Origin of the sequence: Pseudomonas sp. W2Aug9 (genome assembly GCF_023127755.1) — a bacterium.
Taxonomy (GTDB): Bacteria; Pseudomonadota; Gammaproteobacteria; order Pseudomonadales; family Pseudomonadaceae; genus Aquipseudomonas; species Aquipseudomonas synxantha_A.
On sequence record NZ_SPKL01000013.1, the window covers coordinates 196935 to 212679 of the forward strand.

18 protein-coding genes, 1 tRNA gene and 1 pseudogene are annotated in these 15745 nt (G+C 55.8%); 11 read left to right on the forward strand and 9 right to left on the reverse strand.

Annotation, left to right across the window (positions count from 1 at the left end; translation table 11 throughout):
- Positions 1-67 precede the first annotated feature (67 nt).
- Positions 68-739: a Bax inhibitor-1/YccA family protein gene (locus tag E3O56_RS12100; RefSeq protein ID WP_003192030.1), complete on the reverse strand. Its 672-nt coding sequence runs from the start codon at positions 737-739 to the stop codon at positions 68-70.
- Positions 740-891: 152 nt separating this feature from the next.
- Here E3O56_RS12100 and E3O56_RS12105 point away from each other — a divergent pair.
- A tRNA-Ser gene (locus tag E3O56_RS12105) sits at positions 892-982 on the forward strand.
- Positions 983-1098: 116 nt separating this feature from the next.
- Here E3O56_RS12105 and E3O56_RS12110 read toward each other — a convergent pair.
- From E3O56_RS12110 to E3O56_RS12120, 3 genes are read right to left on the reverse strand one after another with little or no spacing between them, the layout of a single operon-like run.
- On the reverse strand, positions 1099-2148 hold the full coding sequence (locus E3O56_RS12110; RefSeq protein WP_248128308.1) for a tyrosine-type recombinase/integrase: 1050 nt from the start codon (positions 2146-2148) through the stop codon (positions 1099-1101).
- Between the two features lies 1 nt (position 2149).
- Positions 2150-2392, reverse strand: a complete 243-nt coding sequence (locus tag E3O56_RS12115) for a DUF4224 domain-containing protein (RefSeq protein WP_248128310.1) — start codon at positions 2390-2392, stop codon at positions 2150-2152.
- A 2-nt stretch (positions 2393-2394) separates the two neighbouring features.
- The gene (locus E3O56_RS12120) at positions 2395-2616 is read right to left on the reverse strand and encodes a hypothetical protein (RefSeq protein WP_248128311.1); all 222 of its coding nucleotides are present in this window, start codon (positions 2614-2616) and stop codon (positions 2395-2397) included.
- 395 nt (positions 2617-3011) lie between these two features.
- On the opposite strand from E3O56_RS12120, the gene E3O56_RS12125 reads away from it, so the two are divergent.
- Positions 3012-3395, forward strand: coding sequence for a hypothetical protein (locus E3O56_RS12125; protein WP_248128312.1), 384 nt, complete (start codon positions 3012-3014; stop codon positions 3393-3395).
- A gap of 5 nt (positions 3396-3400) precedes the next feature.
- Here E3O56_RS12125 and E3O56_RS12130 read toward each other — a convergent pair whose 3' ends face one another.
- The 3 genes from E3O56_RS12130 to E3O56_RS12140 all read right to left on the reverse strand — a co-directional run bounded on the left by E3O56_RS12130 (position 3401) and on the right by E3O56_RS12140 (position 5558).
- On the reverse strand, positions 3401-4156 hold the full coding sequence (locus E3O56_RS12130; RefSeq protein WP_248128314.1) for a morphogenetic protein: 756 nt from the start codon (positions 4154-4156) through the stop codon (positions 3401-3403).
- Positions 4157-4245: 89 nt separating this feature from the next.
- Positions 4246-4929: a hypothetical protein gene (locus E3O56_RS12135; protein ID WP_248128315.1), complete on the reverse strand. Its 684-nt coding sequence runs from the start codon at positions 4927-4929 to the stop codon at positions 4246-4248.
- Positions 4926-5558, reverse strand: coding sequence for a hypothetical protein (locus tag E3O56_RS12140; RefSeq protein ID WP_248128317.1), 633 nt, complete (start codon positions 5556-5558; stop codon positions 4926-4928). Before E3O56_RS12140 ends, E3O56_RS12135 begins: the two co-directional genes overlap by 4 nt.
- 48 nt (positions 5559-5606) lie before the next feature.
- On the opposite strand from E3O56_RS12140, the gene E3O56_RS12145 reads away from it, so the two are divergent.
- On the forward strand, positions 5607-6056 hold the full coding sequence (locus tag E3O56_RS12145) for a hypothetical protein (RefSeq protein ID WP_248128319.1): 450 nt from the start codon (positions 5607-5609) through the stop codon (positions 6054-6056).
- 7 nt (positions 6057-6063) lie between these two features.
- On the opposite strand, the gene E3O56_RS12150 is transcribed toward E3O56_RS12145, so the two are convergent.
- Together E3O56_RS12150 and E3O56_RS12155 are read right to left on the reverse strand one after the other, a co-directional pair.
- A complete protein-coding gene (locus tag E3O56_RS12150; protein ID WP_248128321.1) occupies positions 6064-6933 on the reverse strand; it encodes a phosphoadenosine phosphosulfate reductase family protein in 870 nt (289 codons plus the stop codon).
- A gap of 187 nt (positions 6934-7120) precedes the next feature.
- Positions 7121-8680, reverse strand: a complete 1560-nt coding sequence (locus E3O56_RS12155) for a DNA cytosine methyltransferase (RefSeq protein WP_248128323.1) — start codon at positions 8678-8680, stop codon at positions 7121-7123.
- A gap of 36 nt (positions 8681-8716) precedes the next feature.
- Between E3O56_RS12155 and E3O56_RS12160 the strand changes: the two genes are divergently transcribed.
- From E3O56_RS12160 to E3O56_RS12195, 8 genes and pseudogenes are all read left to right on the forward strand, one after another.
- Positions 8717-9385 carry a hypothetical protein gene (locus E3O56_RS12160; RefSeq protein ID WP_248128325.1) on the forward strand — a complete coding sequence of 223 codons (669 nt, stop codon included), beginning with the start codon at positions 8717-8719 and terminating at the stop codon, positions 9383-9385.
- Between the two features lie 98 nt (positions 9386-9483).
- Positions 9484-10371: a hypothetical protein gene (locus tag E3O56_RS12165; protein ID WP_248128326.1), complete on the forward strand. Its 888-nt coding sequence runs from the start codon at positions 9484-9486 to the stop codon at positions 10369-10371.
- Between the two features lie 245 nt (positions 10372-10616).
- Positions 10617-10712: pseudogene (locus tag E3O56_RS12170) on the forward strand (VOC family protein); the annotation flags it as partial.
- A gap of 145 nt (positions 10713-10857) precedes the next feature.
- A complete protein-coding gene (locus E3O56_RS12175) occupies positions 10858-11148 on the forward strand; it encodes a hypothetical protein (protein ID WP_236648079.1) in 291 nt (96 codons plus the stop codon).
- 731 nt (positions 11149-11879) lie between these two features.
- A complete protein-coding gene (locus E3O56_RS12180) occupies positions 11880-12197 on the forward strand; it encodes a hypothetical protein (RefSeq protein ID WP_032880721.1) in 318 nt (105 codons plus the stop codon).
- Between the two features lie 152 nt (positions 12198-12349).
- Entirely contained in the window at positions 12350-13090 is a 741-nt protein-coding gene (locus E3O56_RS12185; protein WP_005789034.1) for a hypothetical protein, read from the forward strand.
- Positions 13091-13222: 132 nt separating this feature from the next.
- A complete protein-coding gene (locus E3O56_RS12190) occupies positions 13223-13492 on the forward strand; it encodes a hypothetical protein (RefSeq protein WP_050549417.1) in 270 nt (89 codons plus the stop codon).
- A gap of 135 nt (positions 13493-13627) precedes the next feature.
- A complete protein-coding gene (locus E3O56_RS12195; RefSeq protein ID WP_248128327.1) occupies positions 13628-15745 on the forward strand; it encodes a TonB-dependent receptor in 2118 nt (705 codons plus the stop codon).

A 15745-nucleotide genomic window follows, 5' to 3' on the forward strand; every position in this document is an offset into this window, starting at 1 on the left:
TTTCAGGCCTGGAAATGAAAATGCCCCGTATCTTGCGATACGGGGCATTTTTTATTGCGCTGGTTGATCAGTCGTCGCGGCTCATGATGCCGAAGATCTGCAACAGGCTGATAAACAGGTTGTAGATCGATACATACAGGCTGATGGTGGCCATGATGTAGTTACGCTCACCACCGTGGATGATGGCGCTGGTCTGGAACAGGATGCACACCGAGGAAAACAGCACAAAACCTGCGCTGATCGCCAGTTGCAGGCCGCTGATCTGGAAGAACATGCTGGCCACCACCGCCGCCAGCAACACGAAGAAGCCTGCGGTGATGAAGCCACCCAGGAAGCTCATGTCCTTACGGCTGATCAGCACGTAGGCCGACAGGCCACCAAATACCAGCGCCGTCATGGCAAACGCCGAACTGACCACTTCCGCACCGCCGGCCATGCCGAGGTAACGGTTGAGGATCGGGCCGAGGATAAAGCCCATGAAACCGGTCAAGGCAAACGCCGACACCAGGCCCCAGGCCGAATCGCGCAGCTTGTTGGTCAGGAAGAACAGACCATAGAAGCCGATCAGCACGACAAAGATATTCGGATAACCAACGCGCATCTGTTGGGCCACATACGCCATCACGCCGCTGAATGCGAGCGTCAAGGCGAGCAAGCCGTACGTATTGCGCAACACGCGGCTGACTTCAAGCTGCTCAGCCTGCGCGTTGCCATTCACTGCGTAATTCTGTTCGCGCATGGCGACACTCCTTCAGTTTTGAAACGTTCAGTCGCAAAGATCATAACAGACGCTCTGTAACAAGCGATGCAGAGAGTTTGACAGTGTGTTTCATTCGGGTATTATGGCGCCCGCTGACACGGGATGAGCTACTATAATCCTGTGATGCACAAGGGAAATTGGCAGAGTGGTTGAATGCACCGGTCTTGAAAACCGGCGAACGTTAATAGCGTTCCCAGGGTTCGAATCCCTGGTTTCCCGCCAAGATTTACACAAAAGCCCCGCGATTGCGGGGCTTTTGTGTTTCTGGGGTTTGAGAATGTTTCTTCTGCTTTTGGCGGGAGTTCCGAAACTTTTAGGTAGGAGTTCCGATACTTTGCCTATTTGGACGGTTTCGCGGTGGCGCCGATCCTCCTGTAAACCCGCTTTGTGATCTCCTGTTTGCTGTGTCCCAGCAGCAGGCTTGCATCCCCGATATCGATGATTTCCGACGCGGCCTTCGGCCGGATGTCGCGGAACTGAAACCCTCCAATCTTGGCCGCGAGCAGCGGGTCGCCTTGTTCGATGGCGTTCTGCTGGGCTTTTTCCCGAGCCTTGTCCCAGCGCAAGCGCAACATCCCCTTCGTCATTCGCTTTCCATTCCTGTTGATCAACAGGTACTTGGATGAATGACCGACATTCCTTTCGCCAATCTCCCTGACCAATCTCCCCAAGCTGTTTTCCCCGGCTTCCGTACGCATCAGGATTCGAAGCTTCTGGCCGGTCTTGCCCTGCGTTACCAGGAAGTAGTCACCCTCTGTATCGTCGCTGCGCATGATCAGCACGTCAGCAGGCCGCTGTCCGGTCAAATAGCCCAGGTCCATGGCTTCCTTCAGTTCTTGTTCGGCAACCGCGTAGACGGCATCCCAAACAGCCGCGTTGGCGTAGTAATCACGCGGCGCCTCCTTGTTCTTCCTGATGCCCTGGCAAGGGTTCTCCCGCTCCGTCAGCCCCCACTCCCTGGCCATGTTGAAAACGTGGGACAGGAGCGCGATCTCGCGGTTGGCACGAACCTTCGCTGAGCGGGCATCACGGTAGCCGGCGATGTTGAACGGTGTAATTGAATCGATGGGCGCCTCATCAAACGTAGGACGAAGCTGTTTCAGTTCGGCCATGTTGTCCTTCTGGGTCCGCTCGCCCTTTTTTGGGATGACGTCGCGCACGTACCGGTCGAAGACGCCCTTCATCGTTGTCAGGTCGGCAGGCTTTTCTTTGGCCTCCAGTTCGGCCCACTTCAGCCGGGCTTTGCTCAGGTCCATTCCAAGCGGAATCTCTTTTCCCGCTGAGTCACGGTAGTAGTAGCCGATCCAGATCTTTCCATTCTTCCTTGGGCGCTTGCGGCGCACCATTCCTGGCGGCAAGTCCCTGTTTTCCGTGTTCCGGGGGCGCATATCAGTTCACTCTGGAGAAATCAGGCGTCCAAGCCGGACGCGCCGGTGGCGGATTTGGATCAGCAATTTTGGCGTTGACCATGCCCAGCTTCATGCGGGCGAACATCCGACCAACCAGTGGCCGGCCGCCGCGGCTCTCGACGTACACCCAGTTGCGATCCTTGAGCCATTTGCGCTGATCACATCGACGCTTGTAACCGGTAAGGTCGGCGAGCTCATCGTCCGACAGTATTTCAGCCTGCATATCTACCTCCCGCCGCCCACAGTGGGCCGCGCTGTCTTAATGATGTGGATGGCCAGGCCGAAGGTGATCAGCAGCCAGGCGCACGTGCCGGCGAAGGTGTAGAGCAGTGCCTCGGTGGTGCCGGTGTCCAGCAGGTCGAGCCCGAGCCAGCCGAACCAGCCGATGGTTCCTACCAGGCACAGAAAAGCGCCCAGCAGTATCAGGGTGAGTTTCATAGCGAACATGGGGTGTCCTTGCCGCGCTGGGCGGCAAAAGGTGAGTTAATCGGTTCGGAAGACTTCAGCGCGAACGGCGCGCCAGTCTTGTTTGGTAGTTATCGGCTCGCGGCCAAACCAGTGCTCTGCCTCCTTCGCCAGATCCTCGCGGGCCTGACTCCAGCCGCCGCCGCGACGAAGCGCACACACTCGCACTTGGTCGCCGAGCGATTGGCACTGCCCGATCTTCGTTTCTGCGCAAATAAACATGCGTGAATACCTCGCCCGCCACTCACCGGCAGGCATATAAGGGGGGGTTACATTTCGATAACAGTTCAGCAAGTGACAGCGCTGAAGTGTTTCGCTGAAAATTTGATATTAGGTCGTGCTGAGGCAGCCTAAGCATCTGAGCAGGCGGTTATTGATTGCTCGGCTATATGGTCAGGCTACTCAATGAGGAGGTGTTTGCAGTGCTTAAGGGATACATCGTTGCAATGTTGGCCGTCGCCATATCAACGTTGGTGGCAGCTGAGGAACTACCGCAAGGACCGTTGCTTCAGCGCTTTGGTGATGCCATTAACGAGTTGCCCAAACCAGCATCGTCCCCTGAGGCAAAAACTACTCCGCGCGAATTGCACATCGAAGGCCAAGAGGCGCTCAATCACCCTGGCAGGCCCGCGATGCGCGATATGGAAAAAACTGGCAATCCAAGCATCGACAACATGCATACACGTGATAGAGACGCCTGCAGAAGGGTTCAAGCGGCAGCATTAGGGCAGGGCAAAAGTTTGCGATTGGTTTGTGAATAAGAGGGCTACTGAGATACTGGCTTCATCCGCTTGAACTCGACCACCCAAACCCACGGGTTGGCGCTCCAGTTACCACCTACTGATGACCAGAGCAATTCGAACGATTTGCGCGGGTCAGCGCTATACGTCTCTATCCCGTCAACGTGCCACCAATCACCCAGTTCGGCATGGTCGGTATAGAGACGCACGCCTTCTGCGTTGGCCTGTTCCTCGCTGATGCCCTGCAACCGCTCGACGCGCACGTCGGTGATTTCCAGCAGGATGCGGCTGGCCCAGCGCGGCATGTGGATGCTGGGGCGCCATGCGCCGTCATACTCCATGGCTTCAGTATCTGGCTTCCATTCCGCTTTCGCTGGGATCTGATTAAGCCCGTAGTCGCCCGGTGGACAGCTTGCCCGGTAGATCCGTGCCGCACCCCGCTCGTCGCCTTTGACCAAGTTGTCTTGCCAGTCGATACAGCAGCCGTCCTCGTTGCCGAGCAAGGCGAAGGTCTCGCGCACCCACAGTCGGTCGCCGGGCTTGCCGTAAGGGGACTTGCACCCAGACTCGCCATCACGCCACCAGGCGCCAAATATCGCTGGCCCTGCCTCTTGGTAGCCGCGACGATTGGTGACCGCCACGTTGTACGACTCAACCGTGATGCTGGCATCCGCGTCGGGCTGGCACTTCATTGCCCGGCGCGTGACCGTCTTCCGGCCTTCCAGGATGGCGCGCACCATCGGCGCCGAGAACAGTATGGGGCGTTCCTTTATTTCAGGCATGACTTCGTCCTTGCCGCTATGACGGCAAAAAATTAATCTGGAGTGATTTCTACAGGTTTTTTAAGATAGAAGAAGGTGTGTGCTTTTGATCATTTTTTTAGTGATGCAATAAGTTTTGCTACTTCATGGAATGCATCGAATAATGGTGCGACTCCATCATGTAAAATTGTTACAAACAACGCCAGTGCTGCTAGGATTGACAATGTAGTGTTATATCTTTCGAATGTGTTATTGATTTTGAATTCGACTTTGCTCTCTTCGCATATCCATTCGGAACCATTAAAAAATGTTAAGTAAAATACCATGTATTTCACTCCGGGCCTGGCGTTTTTGAGAGTCTTGAGTTTGTAGACAAAAGGGGCATTAAGAAGAGCCATTTCTGTGACTATCTTGTTCGTTCCAGACTCCATATCGAAAGTTGACTCTGGTCTTGGCCATCCATCTATTCTCATTGATGCAGGTAAAACTGTCACGCCATCGTTTGTAAAACGTAGTTTTTCGTTCCCCCATTGTAACTTGTTATTGTTTTTTTCAGAAGGTGGAATGAATCCAGCATAAAGGAAAGACTTGTTTTCGTCGAAAACTTTATTTGAAATGTAAGATACCAGCTTGAAGCCGCTATACGCTCCATATCCAGTGATGTATTGCTCGATTATAATAGTGTCCCCGGGATTAACTGTGTTTTCTTTAAGTAGGGAAGCTAATTTATAGCCCCCTTTCTTTTCCGCATCGGGGAAGTTCATTGGATTTTTACTAGTGTTTATACCCATCATCGCTCGTCATACCTGGCAGATAATTTTCTTAAAAATAGCTCGCAATCGGGAAGATCGGTAGTTTTTTCGGGTTGCTTGCTTATTCCTGTATAGGTCTGCCAAGGCACCTTCACTCCGTTGACCAGAAAGCCCCAGTCGCCACGCCACTTGCTGGTGATGAAGAGGGTGTAGACGCCGCCTGGCGATATCTGGTCGATACAGTGGTACTCGCCGTGGTTGAGCCGAGCGGTGTCTCCGGCGTGGAGGTCGATGTATTCGGTGGCCTGGGCGCCGGTAGGCACGTTCAGACCGGCCAGCACAGGGTCTTTATGATCGAGCAGCCGCTGTTCGGTGTACCAACCCTGCAGGATGACGGTCCGGGCGTTCCAGGGATGGTCATGCAGATCCCGGTCTTCATCGGTCCGCATGATGTGGTGGATGCGGAACGACCACGGGCACCACCACAGCGCAGGCTTGTGCGTGTCGCGGGAGTAGGGGTTGAACAGCCACCAACGGCCCATGTACACCTCGGCGCCGTCGGCGGTCATGATGTGCAGGTACGGTGTGCGCTGGGCACAGGTGATGAGCCAGGCGGCTACTGCCGGGCGCGCAAGCAGCTTGGCGAGCATTCGCCAAAAGACATTGGGCATAATGAAACCTCTAGGCTACATTCTGGGGAAACTACTAAGGAGATGGGTGTGCACCGAAGAGACCTTGAGCAGGTAGTCACTGAGTTTCGAGCGGCGTTACAGGAACTGGCTCTCAGTGGCTTCTACTTCAATGTAAGTATTGACAGAAGCTTTCCGCACGCAGCATGTGATGACTCATCGCTTCTGCTGGCTAGATACCTTACTGATCAGGGCTTTCCCGGCGCCGTTAGGGTTCATGGAGAGCTAGGCGGACGAAATAACGAATTGCGCACGCACGTCTGGCTAAAGCTTGATGGAAAAATCATCGACATAACGGGAAGTCAGTTTGAAAACTACAGTCAACCTGAGATTCTTATTGCTGAAAATGATGAGTTTCTAGATACGTTCAAAGTTGAGCGTGAGGGCAGAGTTGCTGATTACCGTCAAACACCTGGACTGCCTCGCTACGACTTCAATTTGGCCTATGACGCTATCTGCGCCAAGGTTCCAAGTCAGTAGGGGCGCCTCAGTCACCACAAAAGCAATCAATGGACTCGTCGTGGTAGGCGAACATATCGAACTGTGTGTCGGAGTAGTCGAGCATCTGCTGGTAGCTGGGCCGGTCGCTGCGGAAGCGGGCGCCGTCGCCGGTGAACTTCCCGCCGGAAACAACTGAGCTCTCCATACGTGCCCACCAATCACCCTTGCGGATCGGTTCATCGCGGTCGCTTGCGATGATTGAATAGACCTGCTTGGCACCTTTTAGGAAGCAAAGGTCGCAGTTGCCTTCCAGCGTCCTGCCGTTGATCGTCGGCAGCATCAGGTCGAACGGTTGGCCTGCCCAGAAGTCGGTCACGTCTTGCACGCCGACACCGGCATCGGCAAGCGGCATTACCATTGTTGCCCATTTGCTTTCGCTGGTGCTTTTTCGGTGCCTGATCTTCACCACCCGGCGCGGCTCGTCGGCACGAATGCCGGTCATCATGGCCACCGGGGCTTCCTCGGTCGAAAGACCTAAGCTGCGCAGGTACTTGTGGATGATGCGGATCTTCAGGTCGATGGTGCAGAACCTGGTCACCGGATTGGGCAGGTACTTCCGTTTTCGGATCAGGGCTTCGAACGGCTCGCCCTGGCGGCTGGCGGTGGGGTAATCCACCACCGCAAAACCCGCTTCATCGTCGCGAAACTCCAGCCAGACAATCGGCACTGCCCAGCGCTCGGCGCACTCCCGGACAAACTCCAGGGTGGCGGGGTGTTCCTTGCCGGTGTTGGCAAAGGTGATGACAAGGTCGTCTAGATCGGTGTTGTTGTCCAGCACCTTGCGCAGCATGTAGGCGCTGGTCCGGCCTCCGGAAAAGCTGACTACCGTAGTCCCGGATATTTTGTAGGGAGACATGGGGAGTCCTTGCCGGGCCATGCTCGGGCGGTGGAGTGGGGGGCTTGAAGTCGGATGTAATGGTAGAGGGACAACGTCTCTCCCAAAATCTGGAGATTTGCCCCAATGAAATGCTCGATTCTCGTGCTTCGATTAGCTGTGGCGCTGTTCGGCCTAATCACGTCTGTCGCGCAAGTGATAGCTATGCTCACCCGTACGGGCTTGGTGTGATTTGGCGCAGAAGTCGTAGGCCGATCCAGCGAACCACGGTGACGGCCTTGCTGTTGCCGATCGCCTTGTAGCGGGGGCCGTCCGGGCATTCGCTGGCAGGCTTGCCGCGCCAGGGGATCAGGGTGTAGTCGTCGGCCATACCCTGTAGGCGCTCGCATTCGATAGGAGTGAGGCGGCGAACGGCAGCATCAATCAGCACATGTGCTTTGTCGCCACCGCCTCCGGATGCCCGTAAGCAGTTTTGCACTTCACCGCCGAGATCAGCTGTCCCGCCACCCTCGCGACCGCGCAGCGTGACAGAGAGAACTGCGTTTTCCTGACCATTGTTTCTTCCCAGGCTGTGCGCTTGGTCAATGCTGACGCAGGGGTCTTGCGTTCCGTGCACCACAAGGTGGCTGTGGCCGTGATTCGCATCCTGGCCAGAACAAACCTGCAGCCGCCCATAGCTCGCGTCGAGAGTCGCGGCAACGCAGGGCACATCGTCGTAGCTGTAGCCGCCGTTTTTCCTGCCCCCACCGACGAGTGTTGGCGCAACAAGGAAATGACCTGCCGCTGCGCCCTCAGGCCTGCCGCCTGAGCCTCCACTGAACGCGTGGCTTGTGAGCGTCCCGGCGACCTCCGGGTGAATGAAGAATGTCTCGCTTTCGATGTCTAACCGGCTGTCCTTGGCGGTGAGCGTTGCCGCCCGCTCGATCGAGCCGCCAAGGCTGTGGCCGCCGAACGCTGGAATACCGCCAAACATATCGACCGCCGGGCCTTCGTCACCTTCGCAGTTCGGGCAGCCGTACTGACCTAGTGGCTCAGCGAAGACGAATCCACATCCGCACTGAAGTGCAGGGCCGAAAGGAGCTGTTCCGGTAACGTCTTGCCCCTCGCCTCGGCGCGGCGCAGTATCCCGGCGCACGCCTTCGCGCTCAAAAAGTACCTCGCTGGGATCGAACCCGTCTCGAGCACTTGCGACAACGAACACACGACGGCGTCGTTGGGCCAGGCCGAAATATTGGGCGTCCAGGACCCGCCACGCGATTGTTCTTTTGGGTCCATACACACAACCAGCGTCCTGCCATTTTTTCCCTGGAGACTGCAGCTCGCAGTCTTCCCCAGCAAGCGCGCCAAGAAAGCATCCGAAGGCGTTCCCTTTATCGCTGAGTACGCCGGGGACGTTCTCCCAGGTAAGAACGCACTCAGCTTCTCCTCTAGTGGTTCGAACATAGTCAACTGCATCTGCAAGCTCCACGTATTTGATGGTTAAGGCGCCGCGCGGGTCGGCGAGACCTTCGCGCATACCGGCGACCGAGAAGGCCTGGCACGGGGTTCCGCCGACCAGCACGTCCGGCGCCGGGATCTTACCGGCCAGCACCAGGGCGGCAAGCTTCGTCATGTCGCCGTGGTTCGGGACGTCGGGGTAGTGGTGCGCCAGGACCGCCGAGGGGAACGGCTCGATCTCGGCGAACCAGGCGGCCTTCATGCCCAGCGGGTGCCACGCTTGTGTCGCGGACTCGATGCCACTACAAACGCTTCCATAAGTGATGGCCATTTGAGTATCCTTAATGAAATTCTTGGAGGCACTTATATGGAAATTATTGAGAAATTCGAACTTGCGGCTGATCAGGTTAAATATGAAAAACCAAATACAGTGGCTACTTCTCTGGGCAGCGAAAAAGACACGCCATATTATTTGCACGTGTCATCTGATACAGATCTTTCAGTTGTCATGCCTAGCATCGCGGGAGTTGTCGTTACATTGTTAATAGGCGTCGTTACGATACTTTTTCAACGGCGTCAGATACGGGCGAATATCACCGGCTTTCGACATCAATGGATGGTGGAGTTAAGGGGGTGCGCTGCAGAGTACATGCAATATCTTTTTTCAGTAGCGTGGAGCTTAACGGAAAAGGAAGGCTATGCGGAGTCAGGAGAGTACTTTGCTGCGCAAGAAAAAATAGCATTATTGACATTTAGAATTGAGCTTCTCTTGAGCCGGGATGACCCATCAACTAAAGCAATTTTCTCGCTTGATAGAGCTTTGTGTGACAAGCTATATGCGCTGTCTTATAAAGAATCTTGGGATGATTTTATAATAGATCTTTATAAGTTAAGAGATCTATTTCGCGTTGAGTTGGAAGATGCTTGGCTTGATGTGCAAGTCGACTTGTCTGCTAAAACGAGGCAGGAAGGAAAAAGCGAAATATTCAAGCGACTTGCTCTTTTAGCTAAGAAGTCCACGAAAGAAAGTGCCTGACACCGGATATCTATCGCTGTTTGGGCTTTAGTTCGATAGGGGCGAAATTGGGTTAACGTACCATGTGACCGGCATGGAGCCGGATCAAGGAGCAAAGAGTGCTTTCAGCGTTTAGATATTCAGGTCAGAGGCATAATGATTCTTTGTTGGCGCTTGGAGGTGTTCGGATTGGAACGCTCCATGACTTCAGGCGAACTGAGCACAAAGGGGGCATAGCCGATGCAAATGAGGGCATTAAGCGCGTTTCTCATCACATCCCTTATGTCACTGAAAAGGATGTTGGCAGTATCCATCTTGAAGCTATTAAACAATTCAAAATTTTTAATTTAGGCGACTCGACCGATGTTGTACTGCAGGATATTCAATTTATTCGAGGCTTTAATCATCCGGACTGTTTCGTTCATTGCGTGTCAGCCGAGTACTCAAGGGATGTTCTGGATCAGTTTGAGGAAGCTGATTCCTGTATTGAAATTACCGATCTAGGTAAGTTTTATCAGCGGCTGACTAAAACCTTAAACAGACAAATTCCGGTACAGCTTTTGGGGGTTTCTACAGTTCGGTACATGATGCGTGAAGAGGACTGGAACGGTCGAAACTGGGGGGGTCACCCTGCTATCATTAAAGAACCCCGGTTTGCAAAACAGCTCGAAATAAGGGCGATTTGGCGACCTAAGTTCAATGGGGCGATATCTCCAATGGTACTTAACGATGTAGGTCTCATTGAGTTGCAAGCGAAGAGAGCTGCCCGACTCAAAGAAGCGGCGGTCTGGGAGCTCGATCTAAAGATTCTTTCAGGCTCGCCGGGCTTGAGGAAGCACATGGCCTTGAAGCGACGCAGCCTACCAGGCGCGCTCACAGTGATGTCGGGCGTCACCAATGTCGTGCACGTTAATAGCGTTCCCAGGGTTCGAATCCCTGGTTTCCCGCCAAGATTTACACAAAAGCCTCGCGATTGCGGGGCTTTTGCGTTTTCGGGTTTTGGATAGGCAGAAGCTCTAAAGCCTGATCGTTTCCGCATCATTTCTGGCGGTTTCCGCAACCTATTGCTTACCGCGGTCAGCGCGTAGGCTTCATACTCTCCTCGGAACGACGGTAAACCGCTACGTCGGTAGATCGTCGCTGCTTCAAACAGTTCGACAACGCAATTGCTCAATCAGTCATGCAGCCAGGGCGCACAGATCACGCCGAGCCGCTCCCACTTTACTGGTACTCCATCCATGCTTGATGCCTATTAAGCCGGGAGATTCTCTCTTTTCCTGGAGGCAAAAGGTTTCACTTCATTGACCCGGATGGTTATGAGTTGGCGGTCTGGAGTGCGCAGGCATAAACCTTTGCCAGTCCAGTCCCGAGCTGGGTTTTTTGCATCCAGCCCTCTCAGTGCTACAGTCCCGCCAAACTAAAAAGGGAATGACATGCGGATTTTGATAGTGGCCGCCGCGGTGGCGATGCTAGCGGGGTGTATGGCGCCAACGATGAACGAGGCTCGCCAAGAGGGACCATACAAAGTCTTGACCTCGAAGAAGTCCGACGCAGCGCTGGCTAAATGTGTTCATTACGAATGGCAAAACCAGCCCATCTTCGGGGGTACTCCTGGCGCAACGCTTCAGCCTGGACGCGATAATGGATATACGGTCTTTACAGAAGGCTCCCAATATTTCGTCGATATTCAGCCTCAAGGGGCCGGCTCGGAGGCCAAATATTATGTGGTGGTTGGCAACTGGATCGCCAACAAAAGACTGGCGGCACTGCAAAGCTGTCTTTAAACGATCCGCCATTTACTCAAGGCTCGTTTCGGCGGGCTTTTTTTCCAGAGAAAATCTCATGGCAGCACTCGCCATCAATTACCAGCCCATGACTACGATCATGCTCATGGGCACCTTGCCTATTCCAGTGCATCGGAAGGTATAGGCGCGTCATCCAAGGCTCTTTCGTCTTGTTCTGATCGAATAATCAAGATGTGTTTCGGTGCAATGATTCCTAGACACACAGTGTCGCCTTCAGCCTTGATCACTTTGATTTGGATTTCGTCGCCGATGTATAGGCGTTTATTGGGTGTTCTGGTGACAACTAGCAATGGGTATCCTTTCTGGTTAGCTCCTTGAATATATGGGATTAATTGCATGAAATCAGCGCTAAAGATGTAAGACCTTTCTTATTTTTCCAGCGAAAATCCTTATTTAATTTTTCTCTCACTAACCGGGAGGGGCTCGGCTTTTACCGTTCAATATCGGCATTCGATCATTGTGAATGGCGGCACGGTACCTCTATGATCAGCTCGCACTCACCAAAGAGGCGCTGAGCCTCGACCCCCTTTGAAGGATATGAGCGTGGACAAGTACTTCGATAATTCAGGTCTTTTCAAAAGCATTTCGTATCAAGCCAACGCCTCCCTAGATGTCAGCGTCGCTGGCTGGGAGCTGAAAAACACTGCGCTGAATACGAAGGAGTTTTTGATATGTCCAAAGAACTACTCGGAGTTTTTGCTCTAGGGTTGATGGTGATCGGGGAGTTTTGTGCAATCTACAGCGAGGTGGTAACCGCCAGGCTGGCCCACACCGGCAGCGGCTCCTGGGCGACGTTTGTGCTGCCTGTCGTGGTGATGTGTTTTGCCGGGCTTTGCCTGCTGGGCGCTTATTGGCTGGGGTACAAGGCGGTGGGTGATATCTGGATTGTCACCGTGGTCTCGGTCACGTCCTTGTTGCTGCTTGAGCCTGTGGTGGTTTGGTCGCTGTTTCATGAAGCGCCTGGGCGCGGCGCGTTGGTCGGGTTTTGCCTGGGCGCCTTGGGGATGCTTGCCACGATAGTGCTTTAGCGCATCCGGCCATCAAGTGCCGGGTCAGATCAGCGCCTGTAGTCCCATGCTTATCTGACCCGCACCGCTGCACTTTTTTCCATTTTGCTGATCTACCCCTGTCCCGGCCACTCGACTCCCGCACGTGGCCCACAGAATCAGACCCGGTGCCGATGGATCGAACGTCAACTGTTTTTACCTCTCTATGGCCGCTGTTGCTGGCTGCGCTGCTCGCGCTCTGCGCAGTGGGTTGCAGCCAGCAACAAGGCCGCGATATCGCCAGGCAATTCAGCGATGGCAAGCCCGATGAGTTCTTCCAGACCAGTGTCGATCGCATGGCCACCCTGGGGATGCGCGACAACCTGCAAAGCCTCTACCTGCTGATGAGCAAGCTTTACCTGCGCAATCCCAGCCAGTGGCGTCAGTCGGGCTATCCGGATGCGGTGAGCGCCGCCCGGGTCATTCGCCAGGCCATCGAAAACCGTCAACCCTTGCCCGCACTGGGAGACCGGCGTGATCTGGCCGCCCTGAGTTACTCCCTGAGTCCCGACTTTCGTGGTGACCGTGTCGGCGCGTTTATCTACGCGATTGGCAGTATGCTCGTGACCGCCCACGGCGGGCGTACGCAGTTTTATGTGACCGACTCGATCAACCCGCAGTTTGTCAGCAATGCGGCGCGCAATATCGAAAAGGCCACCTGGCTGCTCAGCCAGCGCCAGGATGCCAACGGTGTATTGCTGTTGTTCTCCAATGAAATATCGGAGGAGGGCAGTAACCTCAGTTTTGCCGTTGAGTTTGGCAAGATCGTTGCGCGCCTGGACTTACTTACCCAAATCCTTGATGAGCGTTACCGACGCATTGGCCTCAATTACGCGCAAAGTTTATTGCTGATGAACTTCCTGCCGGTGCAGTGAGGCGCATCCATCGAACAATCAGTGGGGTGTTTCCCTTTCTGCTGTAGGAAGGTGCCTATCTTGCCTCTCGCTGCTTGAAACGCTTGCCTGCGAGCAATAGCCTCGGATTTTTCTTAAACACGAGGCCCTCCCTTGGGTAAACGAAAAACGGTTTGGCCCACGGATCGCGAAATACGTTTGCGGTTTATCCTGTTCGCGGTCATCGACGCCGCGACTGCTCAGGGCGTCTCTGCCGAGTTGCTGTTGCCGGCGCACACGCTGCTGCGCAACTCACCCTCGCAAGCCCAGTTGCTGGATGCCCTGGACGAGATTCTGGCTACCGATGAAATGTACGGTTTCCGCTTTGCGCCGGGTTCCGATGCGGATGATCTGATGCGGGAATTGGCGAAGCCGGACGGCTGAAACCTGTCTGGTACTGTTTTGCCAGGGTCATGGTTCGTCAATAAGGCGTGACCTGACGGGCGTGCCTGCCTTCCCATCACTGTTCGCGTGGTGGGCCTGGCCTGCCACGTTCCGTAATCCCAAGGACCCGCCCCAATGCTGCTGCGCCACCCGCCCTTTCTTTTTGCCGCCCTGACTCTCAGCTCGCTGGTACAGGCCGAAGGCCTGCAACTGGCGCCAGTCGAAGTCACCACCACTGAAGCCAGTGCCGGCGAAATTGCCCAGGCACAGCTACAGCGCGTGCCCGGCGGCAGCAATTACATCGATATGAGCAGCGTGCAACAGGGGCGGGTGAGCAGTAACGAGGATGTGTTCAAGTACCAGGCCGGGGTGTACGCCAAGGCGGCGAATAACGAAGGCGTGAAGCTGTCCATTCGCGGTTCTGGCCTGAATCGCAGCCCGGGCGCCCATGCCTCCGGCCTGTATGAAATGTTCGACGGTCTGACGCTCACGGGCCCGGGCGGTACACCTTATGAACTCAAGGACCCGTTGTGGCAAAGCCGCGTGGAAGTGCTGCGGGGCGCCAATGGCTTCGATCAGGGCGCGTTGGCCCTGGGTGGTTCGGTCAATTACGTGACCCACACCGGCTACGACGCGCCCAAGCTGCAAGTGCGTTATGAAGTCGGTAGCCGCGGCTATGCCCAGCGGGAGGTCAGTTCCGGCCAGGTGCTGGGGGATGCCGATTACTACATCAGCCTCACCGATTCCGAGTCCGACGGCTACCAGCACCAGAGCGCCGGGACCGGCAAGGGCATCGCCGCCAACTTTGGCTACCGCTTCAACCCGGACCTGGAAACGCGCTTCTACCTGCGCTACCGCGAAACCACCAACGATTCCCCCGGCAAGCTCACGCGCTACCAGATCAGCCATGACCCGCGTGCCGCCAACAGCCTCAACGCCGCCCGCGATTCAAAACGCCTGCAACCGGGCTCTACCTGGATCGCCAACAAGACCACCTTGCAACTGGACGACAACGCCCGAGTGGAAGTCGGGCTGGCCTATCACGACTACCCGATGGATCTGCGCGAGGGCACCAACCGCCTCAAGGTCGCCTACACCGATATCAGCGGCACCCTGAACTACATCCGTCAGGACAGCCTGTTCGGCCATGCCAGCAAAACCACCGTCGGCCTGCGTACCACCCAGGCGATGCCCAATAATGGCGCGTCGGAATATGTACGCACCCCCGCAGGCAACACCGCAATCTACGCGCCCGGCACCAAGACCCGCGATTACAGCTACCTGGGCTCCGACACCGTGCTGCATGTCGGCAACGAGCTGGAACTGGTGGAGGATCTGTGGCTCACCACCGGCCTTGCCGCGATCTACACCCGCCGCGAAACCCAGGTGACTTACCCCGATGGCCAGGCGCCGCTCAGTCAACATGACTGGGACTACGCACCGCGTATCGGCCTGCGTTATGACTTCACCCCGCAATTGCAGGTATACGCCAACCTGAGCCGCTCGGTAGAGCCGCCGCACGCCTGGTCGATGATCTGGGGTTCCAACAAATACTTCGGTCCGGGCAGCGGCGCGGCTACGGGGCTACAGCGCGAAGGTGTGAAGTTACGCAATCAGACCGCCACCACCCTGGAAATCGGCGGGCGCGGCGAAGCGTGGCTCGGCCAGTGGGACCTGGCCCTCTACCGCTCTGAAGTACGCCACGAACTGCTTTCCGTGGAAACCCAGGCCCAGACTGCCAACAGCAGCGCGATCATCGCCGAATCCAACGCCAGCCCCACCGTGCACCAGGGCGTGGAACTGAGCCTGCTCAGCCCGTTATGGGACGGCGGCCGCAACGGCAAGCTCGACCTGCGCCAGGCCTATACCTTCAGCGACTTCCACTACCGTGACGATGACCGTTTCGGCGACAACACCTTGCCCGGCATCCCCAAGCATTACTATCAGGCGCATGTGCGCTACAGCCACCCGACGGGTTTCTACACCAGCCTCAACACCGAACATGCCTCGCGGGTAGCGGTGGACTACGCCAACTCTTACTACGCCGCGGCCTACACCACCCTCGGCGCCACGTTCGGCTATGACGCGCCCAAGCAAGACTGGCAAGCCTGGGTCGATCTGCGCAACCTGACCAACCGTCGCTATGCCAATACCGTTACGCCGGGGTACGACGACAAAGGCATGGACGCAGCACGTTCTACCCCTGCCGATGGGCGTGGTATCTACACCGGCGTGTCGTGGAGCTGGCGTTAA